The 24,373-nt window shown below is 48.3% G+C and carries 27 protein-coding genes; 9 read left to right on the top strand and 18 right to left on the bottom strand.

All coding sequences use genetic code 11. The features are described 5' to 3' along the window. Positions 1 to 64: 64 nt before the first annotated feature. Genes ACZ5ZV_RS03125 through ACZ5ZV_RS03110 form a run of 4 tightly spaced genes read right to left on the bottom strand, consistent with a single transcriptional unit; the run spans position 65 to position 1,725 of the window. Positions 65 to 550, bottom strand: a complete 486-nt coding sequence (locus ACZ5ZV_RS03125) for a CinA family protein (RefSeq protein ID WP_464119974.1) — start codon at positions 548 to 550, stop codon at positions 65 to 67. Continuing rightward, positions 547 to 1,002 (bottom strand): phosphatidylglycerophosphatase A family protein, encoded by a 456-nt coding sequence (locus tag ACZ5ZV_RS03120; protein WP_464119973.1) that lies wholly within the window; start codon positions 1,000 to 1,002, stop codon positions 547 to 549. Before ACZ5ZV_RS03120 ends, ACZ5ZV_RS03125 begins: the two co-directional genes overlap by 4 nt. Before the next feature lie 29 nt (positions 1,003 to 1,031). After that, positions 1,032 to 1,124, bottom strand: a complete 93-nt coding sequence (locus ACZ5ZV_RS03115) for a hypothetical protein (RefSeq protein ID WP_464121381.1) — start codon at positions 1,122 to 1,124, stop codon at positions 1,032 to 1,034. Beyond that, complete coding sequence (locus tag ACZ5ZV_RS03110) at positions 1,093 to 1,725, bottom strand: GNAT family N-acetyltransferase (protein WP_464119972.1); 633 nt, start codon at positions 1,723 to 1,725, stop codon at positions 1,093 to 1,095. Before ACZ5ZV_RS03110 ends, ACZ5ZV_RS03115 begins: the two co-directional genes overlap by 32 nt. 386 nt (positions 1,726 to 2,111) lie before the next feature. Here ACZ5ZV_RS03110 and trpS point away from each other — a divergent pair, with 386 nt between their 5' ends. From trpS to ACZ5ZV_RS03095, 3 genes are all read left to right on the top strand, one after another. Beyond that, positions 2,112 to 3,110 carry a tryptophan--tRNA ligase gene (gene trpS / locus ACZ5ZV_RS03105; RefSeq protein ID WP_464119971.1) on the top strand — a complete coding sequence of 333 codons (999 nt, stop codon included), beginning with the start codon at positions 2,112 to 2,114 and terminating at the stop codon, positions 3,108 to 3,110. Between the two features lie 102 nt (positions 3,111 to 3,212). Then, positions 3,213 to 3,617 (top strand): transposase, encoded by a 405-nt coding sequence (locus ACZ5ZV_RS03100; RefSeq protein WP_464117089.1) that lies wholly within the window; start codon positions 3,213 to 3,215, stop codon positions 3,615 to 3,617. Beyond that, positions 3,614 to 4,459, top strand: coding sequence for an IS3 family transposase (locus ACZ5ZV_RS03095; protein WP_464117088.1), 846 nt, complete (start codon positions 3,614 to 3,616; stop codon positions 4,457 to 4,459). The genes ACZ5ZV_RS03100 and ACZ5ZV_RS03095 overlap by 4 nt, the downstream gene beginning before the upstream one ends. Positions 4,460 to 4,542: 83 nt before the next feature. Here the strand turns inward: ACZ5ZV_RS03095 and ACZ5ZV_RS03090 are convergent, their stop codons facing one another. Continuing rightward, on the bottom strand, positions 4,543 to 6,231 hold the full coding sequence (locus ACZ5ZV_RS03090; protein WP_464119970.1) for an AMP-binding protein: 1,689 nt from the start codon (positions 6,229 to 6,231) through the stop codon (positions 4,543 to 4,545). A 90-nt stretch (positions 6,232 to 6,321) separates the two neighbouring features. Here ACZ5ZV_RS03090 and ACZ5ZV_RS03085 point away from each other — a divergent pair, with 90 nt between their 5' ends. Genes ACZ5ZV_RS03085 through alaS form a run of 3 tightly spaced genes read left to right on the top strand, consistent with a single transcriptional unit; the run spans position 6,322 to position 10,680 of the window. Then, complete coding sequence (locus ACZ5ZV_RS03085) at positions 6,322 to 7,482, top strand: metallophosphoesterase (RefSeq protein ID WP_464119969.1); 1,161 nt, start codon at positions 6,322 to 6,324, stop codon at positions 7,480 to 7,482. 23 nt (positions 7,483 to 7,505) lie between these two features. Then, complete coding sequence (locus ACZ5ZV_RS03080) at positions 7,506 to 7,970, top strand: regulatory protein RecX (RefSeq protein ID WP_464119968.1); 465 nt, start codon at positions 7,506 to 7,508, stop codon at positions 7,968 to 7,970. Beyond that, complete coding sequence (alaS, locus tag ACZ5ZV_RS03075) at positions 7,957 to 10,680, top strand: alanine--tRNA ligase (protein WP_464119967.1); 2,724 nt, start codon at positions 7,957 to 7,959, stop codon at positions 10,678 to 10,680. The genes ACZ5ZV_RS03080 and alaS overlap by 14 nt, the downstream gene beginning before the upstream one ends. 8 nt (positions 10,681 to 10,688) lie before the next feature. Here the strand turns inward: alaS and ACZ5ZV_RS03070 are convergent, their stop codons facing one another. From ACZ5ZV_RS03070 to ACZ5ZV_RS03055, 4 genes are all read right to left on the bottom strand, one after another. Next, positions 10,689 to 11,270, bottom strand: coding sequence for a hypothetical protein (locus ACZ5ZV_RS03070; protein ID WP_464119966.1), 582 nt, complete (start codon positions 11,268 to 11,270; stop codon positions 10,689 to 10,691). Between the two features lie 136 nt (positions 11,271 to 11,406). After that, entirely contained in the window at positions 11,407 to 13,713 is a 2,307-nt protein-coding gene (locus ACZ5ZV_RS03065; protein ID WP_464119965.1) for a hybrid sensor histidine kinase/response regulator, read from the bottom strand. Positions 13,714 to 13,724: 11 nt separating this feature from the next. Further along, entirely contained in the window at positions 13,725 to 14,999 is a 1,275-nt protein-coding gene (locus tag ACZ5ZV_RS03060) for a hypothetical protein (protein ID WP_464119964.1), read from the bottom strand. A gap of 168 nt (positions 15,000 to 15,167) precedes the next feature. Beyond that, the gene (locus tag ACZ5ZV_RS03055) at positions 15,168 to 15,584 is read right to left on the bottom strand and encodes a hypothetical protein (RefSeq protein ID WP_464119963.1); all 417 of its coding nucleotides are present in this window, start codon (positions 15,582 to 15,584) and stop codon (positions 15,168 to 15,170) included. 218 nt (positions 15,585 to 15,802) lie between these two features. On the opposite strand from ACZ5ZV_RS03055, the gene ACZ5ZV_RS03050 reads away from it, so the two are divergent. Continuing rightward, positions 15,803 to 16,192: a hypothetical protein gene (locus ACZ5ZV_RS03050; protein ID WP_464119962.1), complete on the top strand. Its 390-nt coding sequence runs from the start codon at positions 15,803 to 15,805 to the stop codon at positions 16,190 to 16,192. A gap of 196 nt (positions 16,193 to 16,388) precedes the next feature. Here ACZ5ZV_RS03050 and rpsI read toward each other — a convergent pair whose 3' ends face one another. The 4 genes from rpsI to ACZ5ZV_RS03030 form a co-directional block, all read right to left on the bottom strand. Beyond that, on the bottom strand, positions 16,389 to 16,787 hold the full coding sequence (gene rpsI / locus ACZ5ZV_RS03045) for a 30S ribosomal protein S9 (protein ID WP_262553763.1): 399 nt from the start codon (positions 16,785 to 16,787) through the stop codon (positions 16,389 to 16,391). 13 nt (positions 16,788 to 16,800) lie between these two features. Next, positions 16,801 to 17,241 carry a 50S ribosomal protein L13 gene (gene rplM, locus ACZ5ZV_RS03040; RefSeq protein WP_464119961.1) on the bottom strand — a complete coding sequence of 147 codons (441 nt, stop codon included), beginning with the start codon at positions 17,239 to 17,241 and terminating at the stop codon, positions 16,801 to 16,803. 108 nt (positions 17,242 to 17,349) lie between these two features. Further along, positions 17,350 to 18,138, bottom strand: a complete 789-nt coding sequence (gene truA / locus ACZ5ZV_RS03035; RefSeq protein ID WP_464119960.1) for a tRNA pseudouridine(38-40) synthase TruA — start codon at positions 18,136 to 18,138, stop codon at positions 17,350 to 17,352. Between the two features lie 58 nt (positions 18,139 to 18,196). After that, the gene (locus ACZ5ZV_RS03030) at positions 18,197 to 19,264 is read right to left on the bottom strand and encodes a hypothetical protein (protein WP_464119959.1); all 1,068 of its coding nucleotides are present in this window, start codon (positions 19,262 to 19,264) and stop codon (positions 18,197 to 18,199) included. Between the two features lie 287 nt (positions 19,265 to 19,551). Here ACZ5ZV_RS03030 and ACZ5ZV_RS03025 point away from each other — a divergent pair, with 287 nt between their 5' ends. Then, positions 19,552 to 19,809, top strand: coding sequence for a hypothetical protein (locus ACZ5ZV_RS03025; RefSeq protein ID WP_464119958.1), 258 nt, complete (start codon positions 19,552 to 19,554; stop codon positions 19,807 to 19,809). Positions 19,810 to 19,874: 65 nt separating this feature from the next. On the opposite strand, the gene ACZ5ZV_RS03020 is transcribed toward ACZ5ZV_RS03025, so the two are convergent. The 4 genes from ACZ5ZV_RS03020 to ACZ5ZV_RS03005 all read right to left on the bottom strand — a co-directional run bounded on the left by ACZ5ZV_RS03020 (position 19,875) and on the right by ACZ5ZV_RS03005 (position 21,950). Next, entirely contained in the window at positions 19,875 to 20,105 is a 231-nt protein-coding gene (locus ACZ5ZV_RS03020; RefSeq protein ID WP_464119957.1) for an IS3 family transposase, read from the bottom strand. Positions 20,106 to 20,317: 212 nt separating this feature from the next. Then, positions 20,318 to 20,680: a hypothetical protein gene (locus tag ACZ5ZV_RS03015; RefSeq protein WP_464119956.1), complete on the bottom strand. Its 363-nt coding sequence runs from the start codon at positions 20,678 to 20,680 to the stop codon at positions 20,318 to 20,320. A gap of 161 nt (positions 20,681 to 20,841) precedes the next feature. Beyond that, the gene (locus ACZ5ZV_RS03010; protein ID WP_464119955.1) at positions 20,842 to 21,102 is read right to left on the bottom strand and encodes a hypothetical protein; all 261 of its coding nucleotides are present in this window, start codon (positions 21,100 to 21,102) and stop codon (positions 20,842 to 20,844) included. Positions 21,103 to 21,113: 11 nt separating this feature from the next. Beyond that, positions 21,114 to 21,950 carry a hypothetical protein gene (locus tag ACZ5ZV_RS03005; protein WP_464119954.1) on the bottom strand — a complete coding sequence of 279 codons (837 nt, stop codon included), beginning with the start codon at positions 21,948 to 21,950 and terminating at the stop codon, positions 21,114 to 21,116. 45 nt (positions 21,951 to 21,995) lie between these two features. On the opposite strand from ACZ5ZV_RS03005, the gene ACZ5ZV_RS03000 reads away from it, so the two are divergent. Further along, a protein-coding gene (locus ACZ5ZV_RS03000) for an IS3 family transposase (protein ID WP_464118138.1) occupies positions 21,996 to 23,227 on the top strand; the annotation gives its coding sequence in 2 pieces (ribosomal slippage) (positions 21,996 to 22,353 and positions 22,353 to 23,227; 1,233 coding nt in all). Here ACZ5ZV_RS03000 and ACZ5ZV_RS02995 read toward each other — a convergent pair. Next, on the bottom strand, positions 23,186 to 24,268 hold the full coding sequence (locus tag ACZ5ZV_RS02995) for a hypothetical protein (RefSeq protein ID WP_464119953.1): 1,083 nt from the start codon (positions 24,266 to 24,268) through the stop codon (positions 23,186 to 23,188). The genes ACZ5ZV_RS03000 and ACZ5ZV_RS02995 overlap by 42 nt on opposite strands. Between the last annotated feature and the right edge of the window lie 105 nt (positions 24,269 to 24,373).

Here is a 24,373-nt window from a genome sequence, read left to right as displayed (position 1 = left end):
TCCCTCTCTCGTGACTTCTGTCACGACACTTTTATTGTTTAAAATTCAGGCCGGGGGCCTTTTACTATTTCTTGTCGAGAACTTCTTTCAGCCAAGACACTGCGTAGTCTACCGAAGCCATCTGGATGGATTTGCGATCGCCTGAAAAGAGTTCTTTTCGGGAATCTTCAAAACCCGGTCCAGCGATGGCAAAGCATACAGTGCCCACTGGCTTTGACGGTGTTCCACCTGTCGGACCAGCGATACCTGTGATTGCCACAGACCAATCAGTTTTAAGCTGACGACGCACTCCGTGCGCCATTTGACGAGCGACTGTCTCGCTCACCGCACCCTCTTGCATGAGAGTGTCTCGACGAACCCCCAGAAGATCCACCTTCGCCTCGTTAGAGTAAGAAACCACAGAGCCTAGAAATATGTCGGACACGCCTGCTTGCTCTGTTACAAAAGCCGAAAGTGCACCTCCAGTACAACTTTCCGCAAAACCCACTGTGAGTTTTTGGTTGCGAAGGGATCGAATGAGTTCTTGAAGCTTCTGATCGTTGGGTGTCATTGACTGATCACCACGATCTGAGAGCCCAACCAGTTGGTTTGAGTGTAGATCACTTGCATGATGAGGCTCGCAATTATCCCCGCGGCCACGTCATCGATCATCACCCCAAGTCCTCCTTGGATCTTCTTATCTAAATATCCTATGAATAAAGGCTTTGTGATGTCCAGCACTCTGAACAAGGCAAAACCGATTAAAATGGCTTGCCATGTCATTGGCAGCCAAACCATGGTAATCAGAAAACCTAAAACCTCATCAATTACGATCTCTTTGTGATCATGACCGCCCTTAACCTGCTCATAAGCTTCGCAGGCCGCGATTCCGACTGGGAGCAGCAAAATCACCGCCCCCATATAATAGAGCGGCCCCAGTTTGCTTAAAAGAATGACAATAGGAATAGTCACCAGGGTGCCGACAGTACCGGGGCCTTTGGGAAAACGGCCGATACCGAACATAGTCGCAAGTTGTATCAGAAAGCTTGTCATCATACCGATGACGTACGCCGGACCCACAGGCCTTGCAATGCAGAATGAGAAGCGTCAGAACTAAAGGTGCAGTTCCTGATGGAAGCCCACAGGTTCCCGCAAAGAAGACCTCCAGAGCTCGCCGGATTGAGCCGAATATTTTGTGAAGAATTTTTCCCGACGGCAGACCATCACCGCCGAAGAGCGCTCCGGCATCTCCACCACTCCCTGCATCTCAAAACACGTGGCTTCTGCATAGCGAAGCACCATGCGGTTGTTGATGTCCGGTTCACCAAAAACCCGCTGCGTGCGCACATCCTGAAAAAGAAATTTCAAGAAAGCCGCAATCAGCGACGGTGTGAATCTGCGGCCCAGATATTCCTTTTCACCAATAAGGAAATGCAACCCTTGATCAAAGGGCTGAGTTTCCACATAGCGACCCAGAATATCCTGCTGCAACCAATAGCGTTCCCAATAGCTGACGGGAACCCCATCCACACAACCGATAAAAAGACTCTGATGTTTATCTGCGAGTTCTTTTTCCAGATGAGTTTTTAATTCCGCCGGAGATTTTGCCAAGTTCCACCATTGCGATACGTACGACTGATTCATCCACTTGGAGTAGACATCAAAATCACGTTCGATGGAAAAGGGGCGGAAAGAGTACGTGTGCCCGTTTTGCTTGTTATAGATCTCAAAACACTCGGACTGCATACCCAACGTCGTATTTTTCGACCTCCCAACAGGCAAGTTCCCGTCACAAAAAAGGCTCAACTGCAAACCAACCAAAAATATTTTCAAGTGGCTTTCACCTTCGACTGATTATAACTCAGTGCGAAAAACTTATGGCTTCCATCAAAATTAGCGATTCGACTTCTCCGAGTCCTTTTCGCATACTGCCTTCACGGAGGCCCCATGATTCGTTGGATGATTCTGTTGGCTAGCTTGGTCTACTTCGTAGACACTCTGATAGCTCTCCAGTTGTAGATCAAACGCCGGAAACTAAAATGTTTGGTTTCACCTCTAAGACTCTCGGGGCCGACCTATTTTCTTTCCAGAACTCAGTTCCCAGCCACTTCCGTTAATGCTATAGCTTTTTTATGAAACCAATCATTCTTACGGGCGACCGCCCAACAGGTCCCCTCCATCTTGGCCATTATGTTGGATCGCTTAAAAACCGCGTGGATCTTCAGGACTCCCACGATCAATACGTCATCATCGCAGACGTTCAGGCTTTGACGGACAACTACGATGACACCACCAAAGTTCGCGAAAACATTCTGCAAGTAACTTTGGATTATCTGGCGGCGGGTATTGATCCGGCGAAAAGCACGATCTTCGTTCAATCTGAAATCCCAGAACTGTTTGAGATGACCACTTACTTCATGAATCTGGTCACCGTGGCACGCCTGGAAAGAAATCCCACCGTAAAAACGGAAATCCAGCAAAAAGGGTTGGAAAAATCCTTGCCTGCCGGCTTCCTGACTTATCCCGTCAGCCAGGCCGCCGACATTCTGGGATTCAAGGCCAATCTGGTCCCAGCCGGTGAAGATCAAAATCCAATGATCGAACAGACCAACGAAATCGCTCAGCGCTTCAACCATATCTATAAAACGGACTTCTTTAAGCCTGTGAAAGGTATGCCGGGTGTGGCTGGCCGTCTGCCAGGCATCGACGGCAAGGCGAAGATGAGTAAATCTTTGGGGAACGCCATCTATCTTTCCGACGATGCTGACACCATCAAAAAGAAAGTTCAAAAGATGTACACTGATCCAGGGCACATCCGCATTGAAGATCCAGGCAAAGTGGAAGGCAACGTGGTCTTCAGCTTCCTGGATGTCTTCGATCCAAGAAAAGACGAAGTCGCTGCACTGAAAGAACACTATCAGCGCGGCGGTCTGGGGGATGGCACTTTGAAAGTGCGGCTGACCGAGGTTCTCAACACGATCATCGCCCCTATGCGCGAACGTCGTGCGCAGTACGCTCAGGACCCACAGGCAGTTCTGAAAATCTGCAAAGAGGGTTCTCTGAAGGCGCAGACCAAGGTCCACCAGACATTGAAAGAAATGAAATCTTTGATGGGAGTCGGACTCCAATAAGAAAAGGGCGGTACAAACTGATCTGTACCCCAAATTTCGGACAGGAAAATAAAAGACCCTGTCCCATTTTTGGGGTATTTTCGTATAAAAAGGAAGCAGATCATGGGCTCACTGTCCGAAAGAGATCGCCGAGATCTTGAGAAGAATCCGAATGTTCTAAAGGTAACGCAGTCCAATGTTGCCTATACCCCCGAATTTAAGGTTAGGGCCTTAAGGCTTCGGGAAGAGGGACAAACTCCTAGTCAAATTTTTAAAGATGCTGGTATTAACCTATCCTTATTTGGTGTGGATTATGCCAAGAAGTGCCTTCAGCGTTGGGAAAAGATGTCTACCCAAGAAGGTGGATTAAAGAAAGACCGCCGAGGTTCTAAGTCTACAGGTCGACCCAAGGGAAAAAAGCTTAAATCAGCAGAAGATGAAATCGCTTATCTTCGCGCGGAGAACGACTTCCTAAAAAAGCTCCGCGCCTTGGAGGCAAAATACGCAAACAAGAAAAGTTCGCGTTGATTAGCAAGGCGGTCAATCATCGGCCTGATCTATGTCTCAGCAGGCTGTGCGCTCAGGCTCAAGTCAGTACCAGTGGCTATTACTACTGGTTTGCCCAAAGAGCATCTCCCCAGGTCATCACAACAGACGCGGAATGGGTGCAAATCATTTTTGCGTATAGAAGGGGTAAAGCCGGCGCTAGGACAATAAAGATGCTTTTGCAACGCCACTTCTGGATCAACATGAACCTGAAGAAAATTAGACGGTTAATGAAGAAGTACGGCCTTCAGGCGACTATCCGACGTAAGAATAAGTACAAGCAAGGCTGGGCATCAGGTGAGGAACACCGGGTAAGTCCGAACATCCTAAGCAGGCAATTTAATGTTGAAAAGAAAGACACAGTTTATTCAACAGACATTACCTACTTAGACTATGGCAAAGGAAACAGGGCTTATCTGTCAGCCGTAAAAGACTTGGCAGTGAAAGATATCGTCCACTATACGGTTTCTCCTGGAGCTGGACTACACGTTGCGATTCGAGGCCTGGAAGACCTATTCAGCCGAAAGCCAGAGAGTTTGATCATGCATTCGGACCAAGGGTGTCACTATACATCCAAGACGTATCGAGATCTTTTGTCTAAGTGGGGTGTCACCCAGTCCATGTCCAGAAAAGGCAACTGCCTGGACAATGCGCCTATAGAAAGTTTTTTTGGTCATTTAAAAGATGAAGTGGATCTTCAAAGTTGCCATACGTTTGAGGAATTGGTAGCAGAGATAGACCGTTATATTAACTACTACAATAACGAACGTCCCCAATGGGGCTTAAAAGGAAAAACCCCGGCAGAATGCCGAGGTTTCACTTAGAGGACCCTTTTATTTATCTGTCCACTTTTTGGGGTACAGATCAAACCGCCCTCTTTTTTTTGCATGAACTTCCACTGGCTTGCCTACGGCAGCTCCTGCGCCCAGGTGTCGGCAATGCTGATCTTGGAATCCTCTTCCCAGAACTCATAGGGCGCCCGTTCACCGCTTTGGCGCTTTTGTTTTTCCATCGCAATCAAGTCAGAACGCAAAGTTTCGCCGGCCGTGTTTTTGGGAATTTCCATAAACTCCAGGCGGCGGATCCGTTTAAACGGTGAAAGTCTGGTGCGCGCAAAGTTCATAATGTCCAAAGCCAGCTCTTTGGTGGGCTCCACCCCTTTTACAACAGAAACCAAAGCTTTGGGAACGGCCTCACGCACGGGGTCCGGACTGGGAACAACCACCACATCCCGAATCGACGGGAAGTCCTTCAGAACAAATTCAAGCTCGAAAGGACTGATGCGGTAACCCGAGGACTTAAACAATCCATCGATGCGTTCACAGTAAGTATAATTTCCAGAAGCATCGACATAGGCCGAATCCCCCGTGTGATAATATTTTTGAGTGCTGTCCAGCCCGCTCATCAAGCCCCATGGATTGCCTGAGATATCCACACAGATTTCCCCAGTGTCGCTCTGCTCCCCTTGTCCGTCCAGCAGCGCGATTTTAAAGCCTGGCATGGCTTTCCCGGTGGTCCCAAGACTTTCTTTTTCCCCAGGAGGCACTCCTATCAACGTGGCAGTTTCTGTCTGTCCATACCCATCCCGCAGGAAAAGTCCCCAGGCACTGTGAATCTTCACGATAAGATCCGCCGTCAATGCTTCACCTGTGCTTATCACTTCACGCAGACTGATTTCACTGGCAGCAATCTCTTCCTGAGCCAGCAGCCGCCAAACTGTCGGTGGCGCGCACAGGGTTGTGATTGGATATTCTTCCAGCACATCCAGAATCAGCCGTGCATTAAAGCGTTTTTCCTTGAAGACAAAGACCGTCGCTTCGGCATTCCAAGGCACAATGAACGAATTCCAGTCGTGCATCGCCCAGCCTGTGGAGTTGATCGCCAGGTGCACATCCCCAGGACGCAAGCCCATCCAGTACATGGTCGACAAATGCCCGACCGCGAACCCGCCGTGACTGTGTTCGATAGCTTTGGGTTTCACACCACTGGTGGAAATAAAATAGCGAAACAGCGGATCGGTCGCCTTGGTTTTCCCTTCAGGCTCAAACTCTGAACTTTCCAGATAGGCGTTTTCGTAATGAATCCAGCCCTCCTGCTCACCATCAACAACAATGGGAATGACTCCAGAGGCCACCACATCAAACTTTGCAGTGTGAGACTTGGTTGTGGCTATGAGTTTGATCTTTTCCCGATCCAGACGGTCTTTCAGTTCCTGTTGGGATAACAGCGGATTATTGGGCACCAGGATGGCCCCCACCTTCATCGCCGCCAGCATGATTTCCCACAAGGCCACATCATCTTCGATCAGCAGAAAGATGGAATCACCTCTTTGCAATCCCTGAGCTCGCATAAAGTTGGCAACCTGATTAGATCGTCGGGACAATTCTGAAAAGCTGAATTTCTTTTCCCGCCCCGTTTCATCCACCAGCCACAGTCCAATCTTGCTGTTGCCGTTGGCCATTGGGTCAAAGTAATCAAGGGCCCAATTGAATTCATCCAAGCGCGGCCAGCGGAAGTTTTTATAGGCATAATCATAATCCGAGCGATGCAGGATTAAAAAATCCCTCGCCTGTTCAAATTCATTGCGAAAGCTCATACAAACCTCCAGGGATTTTCTAAGGTTAGCACTTCTAACTCGACTCGCCGACGTGTGTTTCTACATTGGACTGTGCAAAGACAAGGGGACATGTTAAAAAAATCCATGGGAATTTTTCGCACTATCGCCAGCACCTTTGTTCTTGTGATCTTCGTCTATGTTTCGCACCAATTGACTCGCTTCACAGATTTTTCGTGGCAAGGCACAACTTTGCTGGTGAGCTTTCTGGCCTTCCTGTTCGCCCTGGTCCTAGGCAGCTTCACACTTCTTCTGCGCGAAAAGCGTCCGGACCACAATCCATGGCGCGATCGTTTTATGAACGGCGCCCTGACAGTCATGGCCTATATCAACTTTCTGATTTCGTTTGTAATTCTGCGTGACGTCCTGGCATTTGCGGATAAGATCTCGGTTGAATCCTTGTCGTTGGAAACGCTTTACAGCGCTCAGGCCACGACGACACTGATGGGGCTTCCGCTGTTATTCATCCTTGTAGGTCATCTGATCGTGCGCAAAGGGGCCTTTAATAAAACGGTGCCCATCAAGTTTGCTCATCTGCCCTCCGACTTGGAAAACCTGCGCATTGTTCATATCACCGATCTGCACATCAGCCCCAGCCTGCCTGTTCGGCTGGTAAAAAAACTGGTGGCGCAGGTGAACCGCCTGGATGCCGACCTGATCGTATTTACCGGGGACATACTGGACAGCTTCGCGGAAAAGCACCACGAAGAGTTCCAGATCTTAAAAGGTCTTCAGGCTAAACACGGAATCTACTACGTGCCCGGAAACCACGAATACTATTGGAACGGCAGTAAGAGCCTTCAGGCCTTTCGCGACATCGGGTTCCGGGTCCTGATTAACCAGGCCGAATCCCTTCGTTTCGGAACTGCCGAGTTGCAGATGATCGGCATCCCCGACCCTGCCGCCAACCATTTCAAAGAAGAAGGACCGGACCTGGCCAAGGTGCATGCTCAGCTGAAAACGGACAGCTTTAAGGTCCTTTTGTCCCATCAGCCGGCATTGGCTAAAAAAATCGAAAAGCTGGGGGTGGATTTGCAGCTTTCCGGTCACACTCATGGTGGTCAGTTCTTTCCATGGAACCTGTTGATTGTATTCTTCCAGCGCTACAACAAGGGCTTGTACCGCATCGGCGACATGCAGCTCTATGTCAATCAGGGAACCGGCTATTGGGGACCTCAGTTGCGCCTGGGAACATATTGCGAGCTGACTGAAATTATCCTTCGCAAGAAATAAAAAACGGGGTATTAATTTCCCCTATGTCCCGAGAGAAAGATCCCCTAAAAACCCGACAAGCCGCCAAAAAGAAGGTCATGGACATGATCGCGCGCCGGGACCATTCCGAAAAAGAACTGCGCACCAAGCTGCGCGAAAAGTTCTCGGACGAAGATGACGTGGGGGATATCATCGACGAGGCCATCGAGTTCGCCAAAGACAACCGCTGGTTGGGTGACCCGTTGGACCTGGCCCATCGTTTGGCCGACATGCTTCATCGCCGCAACAAAGGCATCTATTACATCAACAACTACCTTAAGGAAAAAGGTCTTCCCACTATTGAGACCGATCGCGCTTTGGAGCTTGAAAAGGCGCTGGCGATTGTCAAAAATAAGTACGACGAGGACCACAGTTTTTCCCGTGAGGAAAAAGCCCGTGTGGGCCGCTTGCTGGCTTCCCGTGGATTCGATTCTGAGACCGTAAGAAAGGTTATTTATGAAAAGCTCTGAGATCAGAAACGCCTTTATCAAATACTTTGAGAAGAACGGACACAAACATGTCGCCTCTTCTTCCCTGATTCCTGAAAATGATCCTACGTTGCTTTTCGCCAACGCCGGAATGAATCAGTTTAAAAACACATTCCTGGGTCTTGAGAAGCGAGACTACAACCGCGCCGTGACCGCACAAAAATGCGTGCGCGCCGGTGGTAAACACAACGACTTGGAAAACGTGGGATTCACCGCACGTCACCACACGTTCTTCGAGATGCTGGGGAATTTTTCTTTCGGCGATTACTTCAAGAAGGATGCAATTCACTTTGCGTGGGAATTCCTGACAAAAGAATTGCAGATCCCGAAAGAAAAGCTTTACGTGACCGTTCACCTTTCTGACGATGAAGCGGCCGACATCTGGCACACCCAGGAAGGTGTCCCGCGTGAGCGCATTTTCCGCTTCGACAAAGACAATTTCTGGAAGATGGGTGACACCGGTCCTTGCGGTCCGTGCACAGAAATCTTCTATGATCACGGCCCCAAAGCTGGCACCATCGACGATCCTTACAAAGGCATCGCGGCCGGCGAAGACCGCTTCGTGGAAATCTGGAATCTGGTCTTCATGCAGTACTTTGAAAATCCTCCGGGCACTCTGACTCCACTGCCGAAGCCTTCTGTGGACACTGGTGGCGGTCTGGAGCGCATGACTGCAGCCATGCAGGGTGTGTTTAACAACTATGACACCGATCTCTTCCAGCCGATGATTCAACATGCCTGCAAAATCGGTGGTATTGAATACATCACAGACAAAGAGGTGCTGGCGAAAAACCCCGCGGCGGCGGAAACTACAGCCGCTCTGCGCGTACTGGCCGATCACTGCCGTTCCACGTCTTTCCTGATTGCTGACGGCGCTTTGCCATCCAATGAAGGCCGCGGTTACGTGCTTCGTCGTATCATGAGACGCGCCATCCGTTACGGGCGCAAGCTTTCTGCTGACAAATCCTTCTTGCCTGGCATGGCGGAAGCGTTGATTGAAAGTATGGGCTCTGTTTATCCAGAGCTGAAAACCCGTCGCGACCATATCATCAACACCATCCGTGACGAAGAAGACCGCTTCATCGCCACTTTGGACAAAGGGACCGCGATTCTGGCCGATGAACTTTCCAAGGCCAAAGCCAAAGGCGTTAAAGAGCTTTCCGGCGAAGTCGTCTTCCGTATGTATGACACCTATGGCTTCCCTGCCGATCTGACTCGCGTGATAGCCAACGAACAAGGCATCGAAGTGAATGAAGCCGCGTTCGAAAAGGAAATGGAAGACAACCGTGCCAAATCCAAAGCCTCCTGGAAAGGCAAATCCATGGGCGCTGACGAAGCTCACATGATCAAGTTTGCCAAAGACTATCTTCAGTCCGGCAAAACAGTGACCTTCCTGGGCTATGAAGGAACCATCGGCGACGGTAAAGTGATGGCCCTTTCCAATGGCCAGGCTGAAGTTTCAGAACTCAAAACCGGCGATTCCGGTTTGATGATTCTGGATGCAACAACCTTCTATGGTGAAGGAGGAGGTCAGTCCGGTGACGTGGGTTACATCATGCAGGACACCCACCGTGCGCGTGTCGTGAACACCACAAAAATCGACGATATCGTTCTTCATCATGTTGAGATCGAACACGGCTCGTTCAAAGTGGGCAATGCCGTTGTGACGGGCGTGGACCCAGTTGAAAGACGCAATACGGCTGCGAACCACTCTGCAACTCACTTGTTGCACGCGGCTCTTCGCAAAGTACTGGGCACGCATGTGACTCAGGCCGGTTCTTTGGTTGATTCGCAAAAGACCCGCTTTGACTTTACTCACAACAAGCCGGTGTCCACTGAAGAAATCAAAAAAATCGAAGACCTGGTGAATGAACAGATCGCGCGTGCCAATCCGGTGCAAACCGAGATGATGTCCCACAAGGCCGCCCTTGAAAAAGGGGCCATGGCACTGTTTGGGGAAAAGTACGCAAGCGACGTGCGCGTTCTGACGATGGGGGATTTCTCTTGCGAACTGTGCGGCGGCACACACGTAAAGAACACTTCCGAAATCCGCTTGTTCAAAGTCGTTTCTGAAGCAGGTGTCAGCTCAGGCGTTCGCCGTATCGAGGCAATCACTGCTGACAATGCCGTTCACTATGTGATGAGTGCTGTAAATCATCTGGATGATGCTTTGGCAGCCGCAGGCTTCCAAAAAAGCCCGCACTATATCAAGCATCTGGAAACCACCGGCGAAACAGCCACTTTGGCAAACCGTGTGGAGTCCCTGAAAGATCAGGTGAAGCAGCTGGAAAAAGAAATGAAGAAACTGCAGGGTGGACAGGTCAACGTCGATGATCTTGCTGCCAAAGCCCTGACCTTCAAAACCAAAGCCGGCGCTTCTGCGAAACTAGTATTGGCGGATGTTCCTTTGGATGACCGCCAGGTTCTGGCAGAGGTCACTGATCATCTGAAAAACAAAATCCAGTCTGGCATCGTGGTTGTGGTTGGTCAGGGGGACGGCAGTCACCCGATCATCGTGAGTGTTTCCAAAGAGATCACCTCCGAAACCAAAGCCGGCGATCTTTTGAAGGAAGTTGCTGGTATTATGGGTGGTAAAGGGGGCGGTCGCCCAGACTTCGCTCAAGGGGCCGCACCAAATCGTGCGCAAATGAACGAAGCCTTCAGTAAGATCAAATCAATGCTGGGTCTGTAAAGACCTGGCTATTCGCAGCTCATGTCCGACCAGTTGGCGCGGACATGGGCGACGTAAGCTTGGAAAACATCAGCCAAACCGCCACACAAATCCTGGCGACCCCGGCCGCAGGAGTCTTTTTCTTCACCCAGATTCACACGCTTTTCATCTGCATATAAAGAGGCATAAGCTGGCGTGTACTTCATCGCACAAATATCATTCGATTTCACCGGCGCCGCACACACAGAGGAACCACTCAGGATTGTTTTAAGTTCCGCCAGATTGGCAGACCCCAAACAACGCTCTTGCAGAATGTTGTTTCCATCATCAACCAGATGAATTTTTCCCGAATCGATTGCAATCACCAGTCGGTAAGGGCTGACTTCGGAGGCCTTTGCAGATACTGCGCCGTCCTCAGAGATATTGGGAATTTCAACATAGGTGACCTTGCTAGCTTCTGTGGGGGACTCGCCACCAGCCGCCGGAGGCACGATCACAGAGACATCGTTCATGGATGCCATTTCGGATGTTTGAAGTGCACTTTGGCTGCAATTCTGAAATCCCACAATGAGACAGACTGTACCAGCCAACACTGCCAAACGCTTAGTCATGAATTCCCCCTGTTTACCCGTTTCATAATGAATAGAGGCAAGATCCGTTCCGGGCTCAGACCTAAGTAATATCGGGAATAGCTGTTAAGAACTTAACGCTGTCTTGATAGTTTTCACTTTTGTGGGTGCAAATAGATTAGACCTGAGCGGTTTCAATATTCTGCGAACAGTACTTCTGAACCACTTCGAGCACCGTCTGCTTGCGCACCGGCTTACCCAGGTGTTCATCGGCACCGGCAACCAGGCTTTTCTCGATATCTTCTGTAAAGTTATTGGCTGAAATCACCACCACTGGGGTCCGGCGCAGGCCGCGCACCCGTTCTATTTCACGCAGCTTGCGAATGGTGTCCAAACCCGACATCTTCGGCATTTGCACGTCCATAAAGATCAGGTCGTAGTGATTCTTTTCCCACATTTCCAGACATTCAAAACCATTATAGGCGGACTCCGTGGCAACAAAGTCCAAGCGCTTGATATACGCTTTTAACAGCGTGTGGTTTTCTTCCATGTCATCCACGATCAAGACCGTGCGACGACCACTGTCCACCACCTTTGGGGCCGCATCCGTCACGGGGACTGCGGGGGCCAGGTTCAGATCCATCGCCAGACGACGGTTCCACAACTCTGCCTTGCGCGAAACAAACTGCAGCGAGAAGTGAAAACGTGAACCCACAAACTGGCGGCTTTCACAATAAAGTTCGCCCCCCATGGACTGCACCACTCGCTGGGAAATACTCAACCCCAGCCCTGTTCCCCCAAAGCGTCGGGTGACGGAAGAATCTTCCTGCCCGAATTCATCAAAGACTTTCTTCAGATTTTCTTTCGCGATACCGATGCCCGTGTCTTTGACCTCAAAGAAGATCACTTCACGACCATCTTCTGCGGCTGGATAGGGCTGAATGGTCAGCTCAATGACCCCACGATCTGTGAACTTCACTGCATTCCCCAGAAGATTCATCAGCACCTGCTTTAAACGCAGGGAGTCCCCCACAATCCACCGATCATACTCCGGAGGATGAAACACAAACTGCAGATTCTTGCGCAGCACTGCCGTGGCAATCAACGCCTGAACCTCACGCGCCAGATCGCTCAGCAGAAACTCACGACTTTCCATCTGCATTCGGCCGGACTCGAACTTCGAATAATCCAGGATATTGTTCAACATGCTAAGCAGGGTTTCTCCTGCGCTTTGCAAAGAGCTCAAGAGTTCTTTCTGTTCATAACCCAGCGGCGTTTCGCTCAACAGTTCCGCCGAGCCCAGCATGGCATTCAAAGGGGTGCGGATTTCATGGCTCATCGTGGACAAGAAAAGTGACTTGGCGCGAGTGGCGGCCTCAGCTCGATCCCGGGACTCCTGCAATTGGGCCAGGGCTTTTTTATCCTGCTTGATCACGTAGTTCCCGGTCATCCAGACCATCACCGTAAAGACGCCATACGTGACCAAGGCCACAAATCCAAAGAAGAACAAACGGAAGTACAAACCGGAATAAGCTTCCGACTTTTCCTGATAGATTACCAGATGCCAGGACTTGCCTTTGATCGGATTGGAGTAGGTCAGATAAGTTTTTCCATCAGCGCCGGGAAACTCCCGAATCTGTTTTTGCGCCTGGATATTAAAAACTTTCTGCGAAAGCTTCGGCATGGACTTAAATTCGTCCTGACTTAAAGCCCGCAGATATCTGTAACCCAGCAAAGGCAAATCTTTGGCGATCAAGGGCAGCACGGGGCGCCCATGTTCATCCACAATGACAGCCCCACCGGTTTCCCCCAGCTTGAAGCTTCCCAGACGGTGGGCAATGTCACCCGCCAACGTGTCAATTCCAACAACGGCCTCCAACTTACCAGCCTTATAGATGCCGGTGGTCGCACTGAACATGACCTTTTCCATGAAGCCTTTGTCGAAGTAGAAATCTGAATAATTGACGTTTTGATTCTTTTCATTCAACCACCACCACTGTTGATCAGGGTCACGGTCGTATCCAGGTTCAGAAAAAACCTCGGCAATGAATGTCGAAGGTTCATTGTACTGTGGACTGGCGAAAAGTGAAAAGTCCCGGTGCAGGACATAGACGTAAGCTTTTTTTCCGAAGTATTCATTCGCCAGACGAGGCCCCAAAGCCACGTAAGCATTAAACTGACTGCTGTGACTGGCGATGGTTGTGGAGGCAAACTGACGGAACTTTTCAATGCGCGTGCCCTTGGGCATGACATCAAATAGCTCCACCATGCTTTTAAGCCTCAGGACGTTGGCCTCCAAAGCGGCAAAATCGTGGTTCATTCGCTCTACTTCCCGAACGGAAGCCGGCTCCATGCGCTCGCGCAATGCTCTTTGCTCCTGAATGAACAAGTGAGTCCCATAGACCCCCAGCACCGTCAAAAGCACCAGGGTGGTCACCAGTTGGTTCAGCAAAAAAAGATGGACAAAGGTGAGCTTCTTTTTCATCAACCTTCCGTTTAAAAGTTAAGCCCCAACCCCACGGTTCCATAGAAGGTCGTTAATTTGGCTCCGGAGCCGTCAGACTTTTTCTCGTAGTAGTAGTTCTTCAAACCAAACCCCGCCTCGCCAAAGAAGCTGGAGGTCCACAAAACTTTTCCGTGGAAATTCAAAACATAGTCATCACCCAGGGTGATGTCACTGTCCGTGGACGACATGTACTTGATGAATTCCATATCAACCCATTTTGGATAGTTCATGAACGGAAGCTTCGAGAACCAATAATCAATTACTCGCGGCATAGAGCGCGCCCAGAACAGACCCGCTCCCATCTTTGGAACATTGGTGTCCCCCAAGGACATGGCCTCGTAGGCCAGAATCACACCCAAAGTTTCATCCTTTTCCCAAAGTCCCGGAGTCAAACGATAACGTAAATCCACATCCGCCACGTTCAGATTCACATCTTCAGAACCGCCCCCCGCCGTGGATGCCGGAAGTTTTGTTAACGAAGTGAAGTACTTCGCACTGACACCCCATCGTTGTTTGGACAAGTAATAGTTCTGCCAGTCAAAAAGATCATTGAACCACCAGGAAACGTGCCCTTCACCAAGGACCACATAATCACTTTCGCTGGTCACCACACCGGTCAGACGAAGACTCGCCTCGCCCGCACCTGCACGATAGATTTCCATATATGCTTTGTGATTTGCTTTTTCTCCAGGAACTTCCAACAGAACCGTATTCATCGCAAACTTCTGCGGGACATCGAAATGCCAAGGCGTCACTTTGTCTTCTATATCACGCACTGGCACCTGGTCTCTGGAAGAATAAGTACCCTTCGGAGCGCGGTAGGAAATAAAGCGACGATCCTTTTGTCTCGGAGGATCGGCAATTTCCAATCCATAAACGAAGACGCCACCAGATTTTCCAGGAATCACAAGGCGGGTGTTTTTCTGCGGAAGATCGGCCTGCCATAAATCTTTGGGTGCCCCAATGGTGCTTTCAAAACCCAGGATGCGGGTCACAGTCCCATACTGCTCTCCCTGAATTATTGTGGAATCAACCTTCAGCGGGCGTGGCAGTTCGGCTGTCAACGTGACTTGATCTGCTTTCTCAGATTCGATCATGTCCCGCACTACAGGCATCACCGGCTCGGAAACGAATTCATACGTCGCATCTGATGTCAGCGTCGCCAGAAACTGCACCGGCGCTCCCACTGCCACTTCCTCTGAGCCCTGCAGCTTTCCTTCTTCGTTTTGGAAGATCACGCGCGCAGTGGCTTCGGATTTGGTCACACCAATTTGTGCCTGCCCATCTTTGATCTCAACCCCATACCACTGTGAGCAGATGCTCGCATAGCCTTTGCCGACCTCTGAACGCAGACAGAAACGGAATCTTTCACCGTCTTTCCACGGCGGAGCTTTGGCACCGCTCAGTTCAGCTGACTTCCAAGAGCCCGTGCCCTACACCGTCTGTTTCCACAGCTCTTTTCCCTGCTGGTTGATAATTGAAAGATCTCCGCCTGCAACCAGATCGTAATTCCATGTCACAATCAGGCTTGAGTTTTCCATTTTCGCCACCAAGGAATCACTGCTGAAAGTGACTCCACCGATGTCCATCTGCTTTCCTTTGGAGGTCTTCAGATCATACTCCACGACGGGATTTTTTATTTTCAGTTCCTGATCCATGACTGAGAAAAACAGAGGCTTGGAGTATTCCGATGCAGCTTGTGAAGGCTCTGCCTTCTTCTCTGAATCGGTGGCAGGTTTGGTCTCAGCAGCGGCTGGTGCCGGGGTGGAAGGGGCTTCAGGAGCTTTGTCCTGAGCAATAGATAAGGAGCAAACAAGAATGACGATCAAAGATGAAAGCATGGATTTCACGTAACGTTCCTTCGGCAAATTTTCCTTAACACATAGGGTAATCAAGAAACGCGAGTCTGTCCCTTAAATCAGAGGGAACTCAGACCAAGTGCTAGTAAAGATGTGCGTCCAAGTGTGGGTCATTCTAAAAGTCCTCCTCCAATAGTGCGATGCATTTGGATTGCAAGGCTTCGTCCACTGAAATAGCCTCCCCCCGTTCACCTTATAGGAGGTTGATAATGAAAAAGCTTATTATGGCTGCTTTGGTTCTTATGGGTTCTTCTGCTATGGCAGATACAACAATCATGAAATGTGTTGTTCCTTCCGAAAGCAACGCTGTCACTTTGACAGTTGAATTGGCTGATGATCAGTCCGTTGACTTCGTGGTTGTGAACTTGGTTGAGCGTGCAAAAACGGCTGTCTTCTTCTCTCAAATGGATAAAGGCACCGTGGCACAACAAATCCAAAATGGTTTCTTGAACCTGTTGGCTTTGACTGACAAGTCGTCTCAAGTAGACGGTGTGATCACAAACACTGGTTTCTTGGGATTGAGTCTTGAAAATGATGGCGTGTTCGGTGGCTTCTTGGCTGCGAACGGCAACATCTATCCTTTGTCTTGCACAAAGTAATTTACCGGACTTCAAAAGGCGCCTGCTACAGGCGCCTTTTTTTTTATCATCCTGTTACGTCCCCAGAATTCGATTTCAGACAAATTTTATGACGGAATAAATGTAGGACGATCAAAAAAAGACAAAAAAAAAGGGAGCTCGAAAGCTCCCTTTTTTCTTCCATTCCCAAAATCCGAAGATCTTGAGTCCGTGCGAATTAACGCTTGGAGTATTGGAATCTACGGCGTGCACCAGCTTTACCGTATTTTTTACGCTCAACCATACGAGGATCACGTGTAACGAAGCCAGCTTTCTTCAAGATCCCTTTGAATTCAGGATTGAAAGCGATCAACGCACGAGTGATACCCAAACGGATAGCACCAGCTTGTCCAGACTCACCACCACCGGAAACAGTGATTTTAGCGTCGAACTTGCCAAGTTGGTTCAACAGGTCCAAAGGCTGAACGATAACCATTTGAGACTGCATACGAGTCAAATAGTCGTCAGATTTTTTACCATTGATTGTGATTGTACCTTTACCAGGCTTCAAGAAAACGCGCGCGGAGCTTGTTTTTCTTCTTCCAGTTGCATAGTAGAATTTATCTGCTGCTGCCATTGTCTATCTCCGATTATTTCTTAGAAGGGAGTGTGTAAAGAGCCGGCTTTTGAGCTGCATGAGGATGCTCAGCACCAGTGTATGTCTTCATTTTCGCGATAACGTGACGGGATAGCTTGTTTGTTGGAAGCATACCGCGTACAGCTTCGTGCATGATGAAAGTAGAATCTTTCTCTTTCGCCTGAGCTGCAGTCATCTCTTTCATAGAACCGAAGAAGCGAGTGTGAGAGTAGTACTTCTTATCCTGCCACTTAGTTCCAGAAAGCTCCATCTTGTCCGTGTTGATAACGATCACGAAATCGCCAGTATCAACGTTCGGAGTGTAGATAGCTTTGTTTTTACCACGAAGGATAGTCGCTACGTGAGTTGCTACACGACCAACTTTTTGGCCAGCGGCATCGACAATCCACCATTTTCTTTCAACTTCATCTGCCTTAGCATTGAAAGTCTTCATTAGAATCTCCAGTTTCATTTTGAACAGTCAGTTTTACCGTCTGCTGCTCGGCAAAAATATGTTTGAGTTTACAACGGGCTCTTACACTATTTTGCGGGAAGGGATGTTTTAAAGTTCTAGGCACCTATTGTCAAGGTCCTGAGGATAATAAACCTTCATCAAATACAGGCCTTGAGCGGGCGCCGGAGGCCCTGCTTTCATGCGGTCCTGAGCCGCAATGATCTCCTGCATTTTAGAGGGGGCTAAGCCTTTTCGCTCCAAAAGCAATGAGGTCCCCACAATATTGCGGACCATCTGCTTCAAAAACCCACTGCCAGTAATCGTGAACTGCAAGACACCGGGTTTACGCCATTCCCAGTCGGCCTTATAGATCTCTCGAATGGTGTCCTGAACCGGTGTTCCGACGGACTGAAAGCTCTTAAAGTCTTGATTTCCCAAGAGATATTTAGAACTTTCCTGCAAATGTTCGATATCGATCGGCAGGCGCACCCAATCGGCATAACGGTTCAGATGGGCACTGGGGCGGGGTTTATTCATTATAAGATAACGATATGTCTTATGGGTGGCTGACAAAGTGGCATGAAAGTCCTCTGGAGCAATCCAGGCCTTCTTGGCCACGATGGACGGAGGCAAGTGCGAGTTCAAAGCCCAGCACAGATCCCATTTCTTGGCCGGGTCGATCTTGCGATGCGTAGAAAAGTGGCAGACCTGGTTCAGAGCATGAACTCCGGCATCCGTTCTTCCCGAGGCAAATAGAGTGATTTTTTCATTAAAGACCTTGGAAAGGGCTTCTTCAATAACCTGAGCCACCGAAATCTGATCTTCCGGCTTTTGCTTCTGCCATCCGCAGAATCCTGTTCCGTCGTAAGCAACGGTAAAGCGCACTTTTGTCGTCATGGCCGGAACCTATCAGGTTCCCCTGCCCACGGCAACCCTGAGGGTAAAAGGTACCCACTTACAAAAGAGCACCGTCGCAGCGGATGATTTTTCCGCGATTGAAGGCAAAACTGCGCAGAGCTGATACGATGTTGTCTTTGAAACCCGCCAACGCCGGGAAGGAAGCTCGAAGCCCTTCCGTTCGGAACAAATAATAGCGAGTGGCTTCATCCTGATAAACCAGCAGAATCCCGATCCCCGGAGGCAAAGACATTCCGGTGGAAGCCGCCCAGCCAAACTGCTGAGAGCCCTGACGGAAAACCCCAGTCGCACCTCCATACATGGTCGTGCTCTTTTGACTTCTTATGGAACCTTCACGTTTTTCGAAGACCAGTCCGTAAGTACCCGCCGCCGACACCTCGGCAATTCCTGTCAGAGTTTTCTTCAGTTTTTCCACATCCAGGAAGAGTTCGAAAACAAAACGAGCTTTGCCGTCCGCACCCACCTGCCGAGAAAATCCTGCCCCCAAACCCAGCATGTAATAAAACCCGCCGGACGCCGGGACAAAGTTTCCGATACTGCGAGCTCGCATGGCTTCCATCACTTTTTGAGGCAAGGCCAAGCCCGCAGAAATCGAGAACATCACCGTGCCACCTTTGACGTTACTCTTGGACACCACGTGGGAGCTTTCATAAAAACGGGCGTTTAATTCATTCAAAGCTTTGTTCACTTTCGCCGGGGAAACCTTAAAGAATCTCAGAACCCTGGCAAACTTCCCAAGGAACGCTTTCTTCTTCGCCAGAAAAACTTCGATCTCGGCATCCGGCAACTGCAGCAGCTTTTCCAGCTCCGCTTCAGTACGAGGACCCTCAAATTCATAAACAACATCCTTGGGAATATCGGCCTTCATCGCCAGGCGCGCCCGCTTGATAAAGTCCTCTCGATGAAACTTTTCGGTTTCCGCCACTTCAGAAGGATCCAGCTGAACCACGACCTCCTGGGCCTCGGAACGAATCTGTTCTGAACCCGCACTCTTTTGTTCGAAGATCAGAAGGTTGGCTTCATCATCCACTCCCCAGGCCAGGGAAGCAGAAAGACTTAAGACCAACGCCAGCGCCGCGGTTTTACAAGCATATAAGAGTTTCATGGAAGCACTCCTTGTGCTTCCAAAAAGCAACGACTGTACCAGTCTCATCTTGAGACGGCACCCGCCAGGGACGGCTCAAGTCCCACTCTTTCAAGATCAAACGGTCGGAATGTCACGGCCTGAAGCCGCTGTCGGCAAAAAGCCGTGAATCGGCAGACACTCCGTCGCGTTCTGACACTTTCCGCCTCGCAATCCACCCTGTCCAATTTTCACAGGGCATTGCAATCCCGCGCGGATAGGCGTACTTCTCTGGGCGTTCATTTTCATTATTAACTCAGGAGAATAAAATGAAAGCTTTGATCGCTGTATTGTTGTTGGCTTCCGGTTCCGCAATGGCTCAAACTTCCCAGGTTAACCAGTCCCGTCCAGATGATTTTTATGTAGATTTCATCAGCTGGTGTGACCAAAACAATGTTATGGGTTACGACTCTAACAACCAGGTTTATATTCGCGCCAACTGCAGCACCTACGGTCAAACTTGCTATCAGGCAGTTACTCACCGCCACGCAAGAACCATCTACACAGCAACTTGTGTGAACAAGTAATGAAACAAAAAAAGGGGCCAACTGATCTGTACCCCAAAAAGTGGACGGATAAATAAAAGGACCTCTTAAGTGAAACCTCGGCATTCTGCCGGGGTTTTTCCTTTTAAGCCCCATTGGGGACGTTCGTTATTGTAATAGTTAATATAAAGGTCTATCTCTGCTACCAACTCTTCAAAAGTATCGCAACTTTGAATATCCGCCTCATCTTTTAAATGACCAAAAAAACTTTCAGCAGGAGCATTACCCAAGTAGTTTCCTTTACGAGACATTGATTGAGTTACATCCCATTTTGCCAAAAGATCTCGATATATTTTTGATGCGTAGTGGCATCCCTAGTCAGAATGCATGATCAAATGCTTGGGTTTTCGACTGACCAATTCCTCTAGCCCGCTTGTCGAGATCTCTAGATTTAAACTCCGAGATACTTTGTGATGAACGACATCCTTTACTGCCAAGTACTTTCCACTGAAAGAGAAGATCGATGAGTGGCACTGGAAATATAATAACTTCAATCCACAATCAGCACTGGGAATGAAGTCTCCGATAGAATTTGCAAAAGAAAGAAGAAGTATGTTAGCAAGCTAACGCCACCTAACTCAAAGACTCTGACACACAGATTCTTGGGAGAACCGCCGTCCCTGTACTCGTTAAAGATACGCTTGTATCGGGCGCTACTTTTAATTGTTAGTTCGACTTCGATGGCTATGTTGGTGGATTCGCCGCGCAAGGGCTCTGTCATCAAACCGTCGGGAATAAGTCTGTCTTTGGCATGTTTGATGGTTTTGCGATTAAAGAACTGTAGGCGCTCCGCAACGCAAATTTCGTTTTTTCCTTTAAAGCCCACGGTCCATGTTTTGGTTCCATCATCCAAAGGAACTGCTCTTCGAATAAAGTGACTTGCCTCAAGCGTTCATAAGCGTCTAAGCGCAGTCGTCTTGGCCACATTGGAAAAATGCAGTTGGAGAACTTGGGCCGCGAAAAAAGCAAGCAGGTTCTTTGCAGCCGTTGGCAACGAAGCACTTGATGCTTTTATTATTTATCTGGGCGTGGATTATTGTCGGTATAGTCCCAGCCAAGCTGAAGAATTGAACGGACAAGTCTTTTAATATCTCCTACGCCAGAGTTGTGATGCCCAGGGGGAATGTCAAGATTAGAAGCCAAATCGTTCTCGGTGATGTTCCAGTTTTTCAATAGCTCTTTGGCGATATCATAAGCATTTTGGCCAGTGTATTTGTCGTTAGTTGAACGCTTACTTATCAAAGTTACATCTATTGCTGATTTATCTAGTCCCATTTTATAAACCTCTATTCTTTCACTTTAAAGAGATTCTTTTGATAAAGAACCCAATTTTGGGTGCTAGAGGCTAAGCTTATCCAATTATTGATAAAAGCCTGAACCTCGGATTTTTGGGCAGGGGGTAAAGAATCCACTTTCTGCTTCATAGCAGGCTCAGCTTTTTTTACGAACTTAACGGCCCTCTCTGCAAGACCGTGATAGTCCCAAGAGTTACTGGTCTTTCCCATTGCCTTACCGATACGAATATACTCTGTGAGCCAAATTGGTATGCTAGACATGACACTGCAACCGTGAAACTTCTTATAGTCAGATTCGGAGCAAAAGTTAGCTTCTTTGGGGTCAAATCTGTATTCTAGGGCTACAGATTCAAAAGCAATTGATGCGATTGAGGCCTGCTTGCCATCATAATTTGTGGCTAGAGATACTGCCCGAATGGCGGGAGTGATTTCAAAATCCAAAAACGCATTTTTATTAAAGTCTTTATCTACTTTATATGTTTGCGCGTATGAACTCACAAATGAATTTAACGTATTGAAGTCTGCACCGACTACCGTGTTTTTCTCGTTTAGATCGAGGTTGATATATCCAATTAAATCGCCGACGGTATTCATCTGCAATCTTTTTAAAAAACTGTCTTCCTTGATTGCTTGGCATGTGTAAAAAGTAGCAAATGGCAACCTACTTTCATCTTTACTTTTTAGAGTAAAACCTATTGGGCAAGGATTTTGAGGATTAATCTTTTGTCCGATTTTAGCAGGAAGCGTATCAAATACCTCTTTCAAACTTTGCGGTAAATTTGATTTAGATACTGATGTTGTATTTTTTGAGTGTGTAGTGCTCCCCATTTAAACCGGACATGACGGTCCGCTCCTAATGATAGGAGTATGACTATGAATAATGATAGTTCTTATGAGTTGCCCAGAGGGCGTAAAGTTGAGGTTATCACCTCGGTCCAGCGCCGCAGAAGGTGGGCGCCAGCAGAGAAAAAGCTAATGGTTGAAGAGACTTACGAACCTGGGCATACGGTCTCGTATGTGGCCAGGAAGTATGGTATATCTCCTGCGCAACTATTCAATTGGAAGAGGCAGATGGAAAACGGAGCTCTTACGGCAATCGACAAAGAAGAACGTGTGATTCCAGAGTCTGAGCTAAATAAGGCTCAAGAGCGGATCAAACGCCTTGAGCGCCTTCTTGGACAGAAAACTGAAGAAGTTGAAGTCCTTAAAGAAGCTGTTCGGATCGGTCGCGAAAAAAAACTTATCTCGCGCAAACCGTTGCCCGGAGTCGAAGATTTCGAATAACGACAGTTTGTCGTGCCCTCGAAGTCTCTCGGAGCCACTTAGCAGAGAAAATCAAAAACAATCAGGTTTTGAAAATGAAAAAGAAAATCGTAAAAGACGATGATAGTCGCCTATTGCCATTAATACGGGAAATTGTCGATCAAAGGGCTACTTACGGATATCGCAGAGTAACGGCTTTACTACGGAAGAAGGTCGACGAGAAGATCAACTACAAGCGTGTCTACAGAATCATGAAGCAGAACGGTCTCCTGTTGCAACGCCACACTGGCCGACCTATTCGAAGCCATGATGGCAAGGTTTCAACGATCAAATCAGATGTCAGATGGTGCAGCGATGCCTTCGGAATTCAATGCTGGAATGGGGAACAGGTTCAAGTGGCCTTCTCTCTCGATTGCCATGACCGAGAGTCGATTACATATGTCGCAAGCACAAGAGGAATTGATGGAGGTTTGGTTCGCGATCTCATGATGGAAACGGTTGAGCAGCGCTTTGGTAAAGTCAAAAGAGTGCCTCATGTCGTACAATGGCTAACCGACAATGGGCCCGGCTATACTGCGCATGAAACCGTTCGCTTCGGACATTCACTGGGTCTGGATATCAGAACAACTCCGAGCTACAGCCCAGAAAGCAATGGCATGGCGGAAGCCTTCGTGAAAACCTTCAAAAGGGATTACGTGTGGCTTGGGGATCTTTCGTCAGCAGCCCGGGTTATTGAGCAATTAGATGCTTGGTTTGAGGACTACAATGAAAACGCACCACATAAAGCATTGCGAATGAAGTCACCCAGGCAGTACAGAAGAGAAATTAACCGAGCGGTCTGACCTGTCCGTTTTTATAGGGGCAACTCCAGAGTGACCCTCTTCATAAGTAATATCAAATCTACATATTCGTTTTACCGCTGAAGTGTTATCAACGATATTTTTATGTCCCGACGATGTAAATGTCAATCTGACAGGATTAAAGCTAACTAATCTTAAATCAGAAACCCATTGTTTTGCTTTGTTATCATCAACCCGGAAATCAACATTTTCTCTTATAAGTTCATTTGGTTGGAGATATCTTTCGAATTTGAGAGTTGTACCCACAAGATCATTAGTAAATACTTTCGTTTGGTCAGTGGCAAGTCGTGCCTTAAGTTCACCTCTGAATTGCAGAGGGTGTTTCGACAAATTTTTATAACGAACCCATGTTGAGACGTGAGAAGTGGTTGATGCACTTCTGTCTTCCCACTCCACTGCGAAGGAAATATGGCAGGAGTCAATAAATTGAAGGTAGTCCCTCACGGAAGAGGTGAGCTTTTGCGATTTAAGTGATGCTTTTATTAACTCCGAGATTACTGAAAAGGTTATATTGGGGTCGTCAGTAGGATACTCAACAAATTTGACCGCAAAGAATACGCAGCTATCGTAGTCGCCAGTATCGATACATCTACGAGCTATTTCGGTTGCTTTTTTTGTATTAGGCGTGGATGAAATGTCACCTTGTCCTAGATAAAACTCAAAGAGATCTATACAGCGACTTGACACCCTTGAATTATATGAGAAGCAGTATTTTTCCATCGTGGGGATGGCTGAAATATCTTTTTCATCACGATAAAGAATTACACCCAAGAGACTACATGCAGTCTCTTTTCCTGTCTTGCATTCTTTTTTAGCAAGCTCTTTAATTTTTCTTACGTTCTGTGAATACAAAGGGGATTTGTTTTGATCCTCGCTCGAGTCAAAGAAATCGAAGCACGAGTCAATATTAACCTTGTCAAGGCATTGTTTTAGTTTCTGGGTATCATCACTGGCGAATAGGGCATTGGTTAGTAGAAGGCTAAAAAGTATAGCCAGCCATAAAGTTCTCAAGATCAATTTCAATTGCCCCCCGAAGATATCTATGAAGACTACGGTAAAGTATCTGTTACGAGCTGAAATCTTTCAATCGCAATTTGCAAGGCCTGCGCTACTGACTATCAACTCTCC

The sequence above is a fragment of the Bdellovibrio sp. HAGR004 genome, from assembly GCF_055397015.1.
The sequence above is the reverse complement of the archived record's forward strand: the minus strand, read 5'-3'. Positions and strand labels throughout refer to the sequence as shown.

Coding starts and splice junctions, on each gene's coding strand:
- ACZ5ZV_RS03125 (WP_464119974.1), bottom strand. CDS start 550: ATGACACCCAACGATCAGAAGCTTCAAGAACTCATTCGATCCCTTCGC.
- ACZ5ZV_RS03120 (WP_464119973.1), bottom strand. CDS start 1,002: ATGTTCGGTATCGGCCGTTTTCCCAAAGGCCCCGGTACTGTCGGCACC.
- ACZ5ZV_RS03110 (WP_464119972.1), bottom strand. CDS start 1,725: ATGCAGTCCGAGTGTTTTGAGATCTATAACAAGCAAAACGGGCACACG.
- trpS (WP_464119971.1), top strand. CDS start 2,112: ATGAAACCAATCATTCTTACGGGCGACCGCCCAACAGGTCCCCTCCAT.
- ACZ5ZV_RS03100 (WP_464117089.1), top strand. CDS start 3,213: ATGGGCTCACTGTCCGAAAGAGATCGCCGAGATCTTGAGAAGAATCCG.
- ACZ5ZV_RS03090 (WP_464119970.1), bottom strand. CDS start 6,231: ATGAGCTTTCGCAATGAATTTGAACAGGCGAGGGATTTTTTAATCCTG.
- ACZ5ZV_RS03085 (WP_464119969.1), top strand. CDS start 6,322: ATGTTAAAAAAATCCATGGGAATTTTTCGCACTATCGCCAGCACCTTT.
- ACZ5ZV_RS03080 (WP_464119968.1), top strand. CDS start 7,506: ATGTCCCGAGAGAAAGATCCCCTAAAAACCCGACAAGCCGCCAAAAAG.
- alaS (WP_464119967.1), top strand. CDS start 7,957: ATGAAAAGCTCTGAGATCAGAAACGCCTTTATCAAATACTTTGAGAAG.
- ACZ5ZV_RS03070 (WP_464119966.1), bottom strand. CDS start 11,270: ATGACTAAGCGTTTGGCAGTGTTGGCTGGTACAGTCTGTCTCATTGTG.
- ACZ5ZV_RS03065 (WP_464119965.1), bottom strand. CDS start 13,713: ATGAAAAAGAAGCTCACCTTTGTCCATCTTTTTTTGCTGAACCAACTG.
- ACZ5ZV_RS03050 (WP_464119962.1), top strand. CDS start 15,803: ATGAAAAAGCTTATTATGGCTGCTTTGGTTCTTATGGGTTCTTCTGCT.
- rpsI (WP_262553763.1), bottom strand. CDS start 16,787: ATGGCAGCAGCAGATAAATTCTACTATGCAACTGGAAGAAGAAAAACA.
- rplM (WP_464119961.1), bottom strand. CDS start 17,241: ATGAAGACTTTCAATGCTAAGGCAGATGAAGTTGAAAGAAAATGGTGG.
- truA (WP_464119960.1), bottom strand. CDS start 18,138: ATGACGACAAAAGTGCGCTTTACCGTTGCTTACGACGGAACAGGATTC.
- ACZ5ZV_RS03030 (WP_464119959.1), bottom strand. CDS start 19,264: ATGAAACTCTTATATGCTTGTAAAACCGCGGCGCTGGCGTTGGTCTTA.
- ACZ5ZV_RS03025 (WP_464119958.1), top strand. CDS start 19,552: ATGAAAGCTTTGATCGCTGTATTGTTGTTGGCTTCCGGTTCCGCAATG.
- ACZ5ZV_RS03010 (WP_464119955.1), bottom strand. CDS start 21,102: ATGGGACTAGATAAATCAGCAATAGATGTAACTTTGATAAGTAAGCGT.
- ACZ5ZV_RS03005 (WP_464119954.1), bottom strand. CDS start 21,950: ATGGGGAGCACTACACACTCAAAAAATACAACATCAGTATCTAAATCA.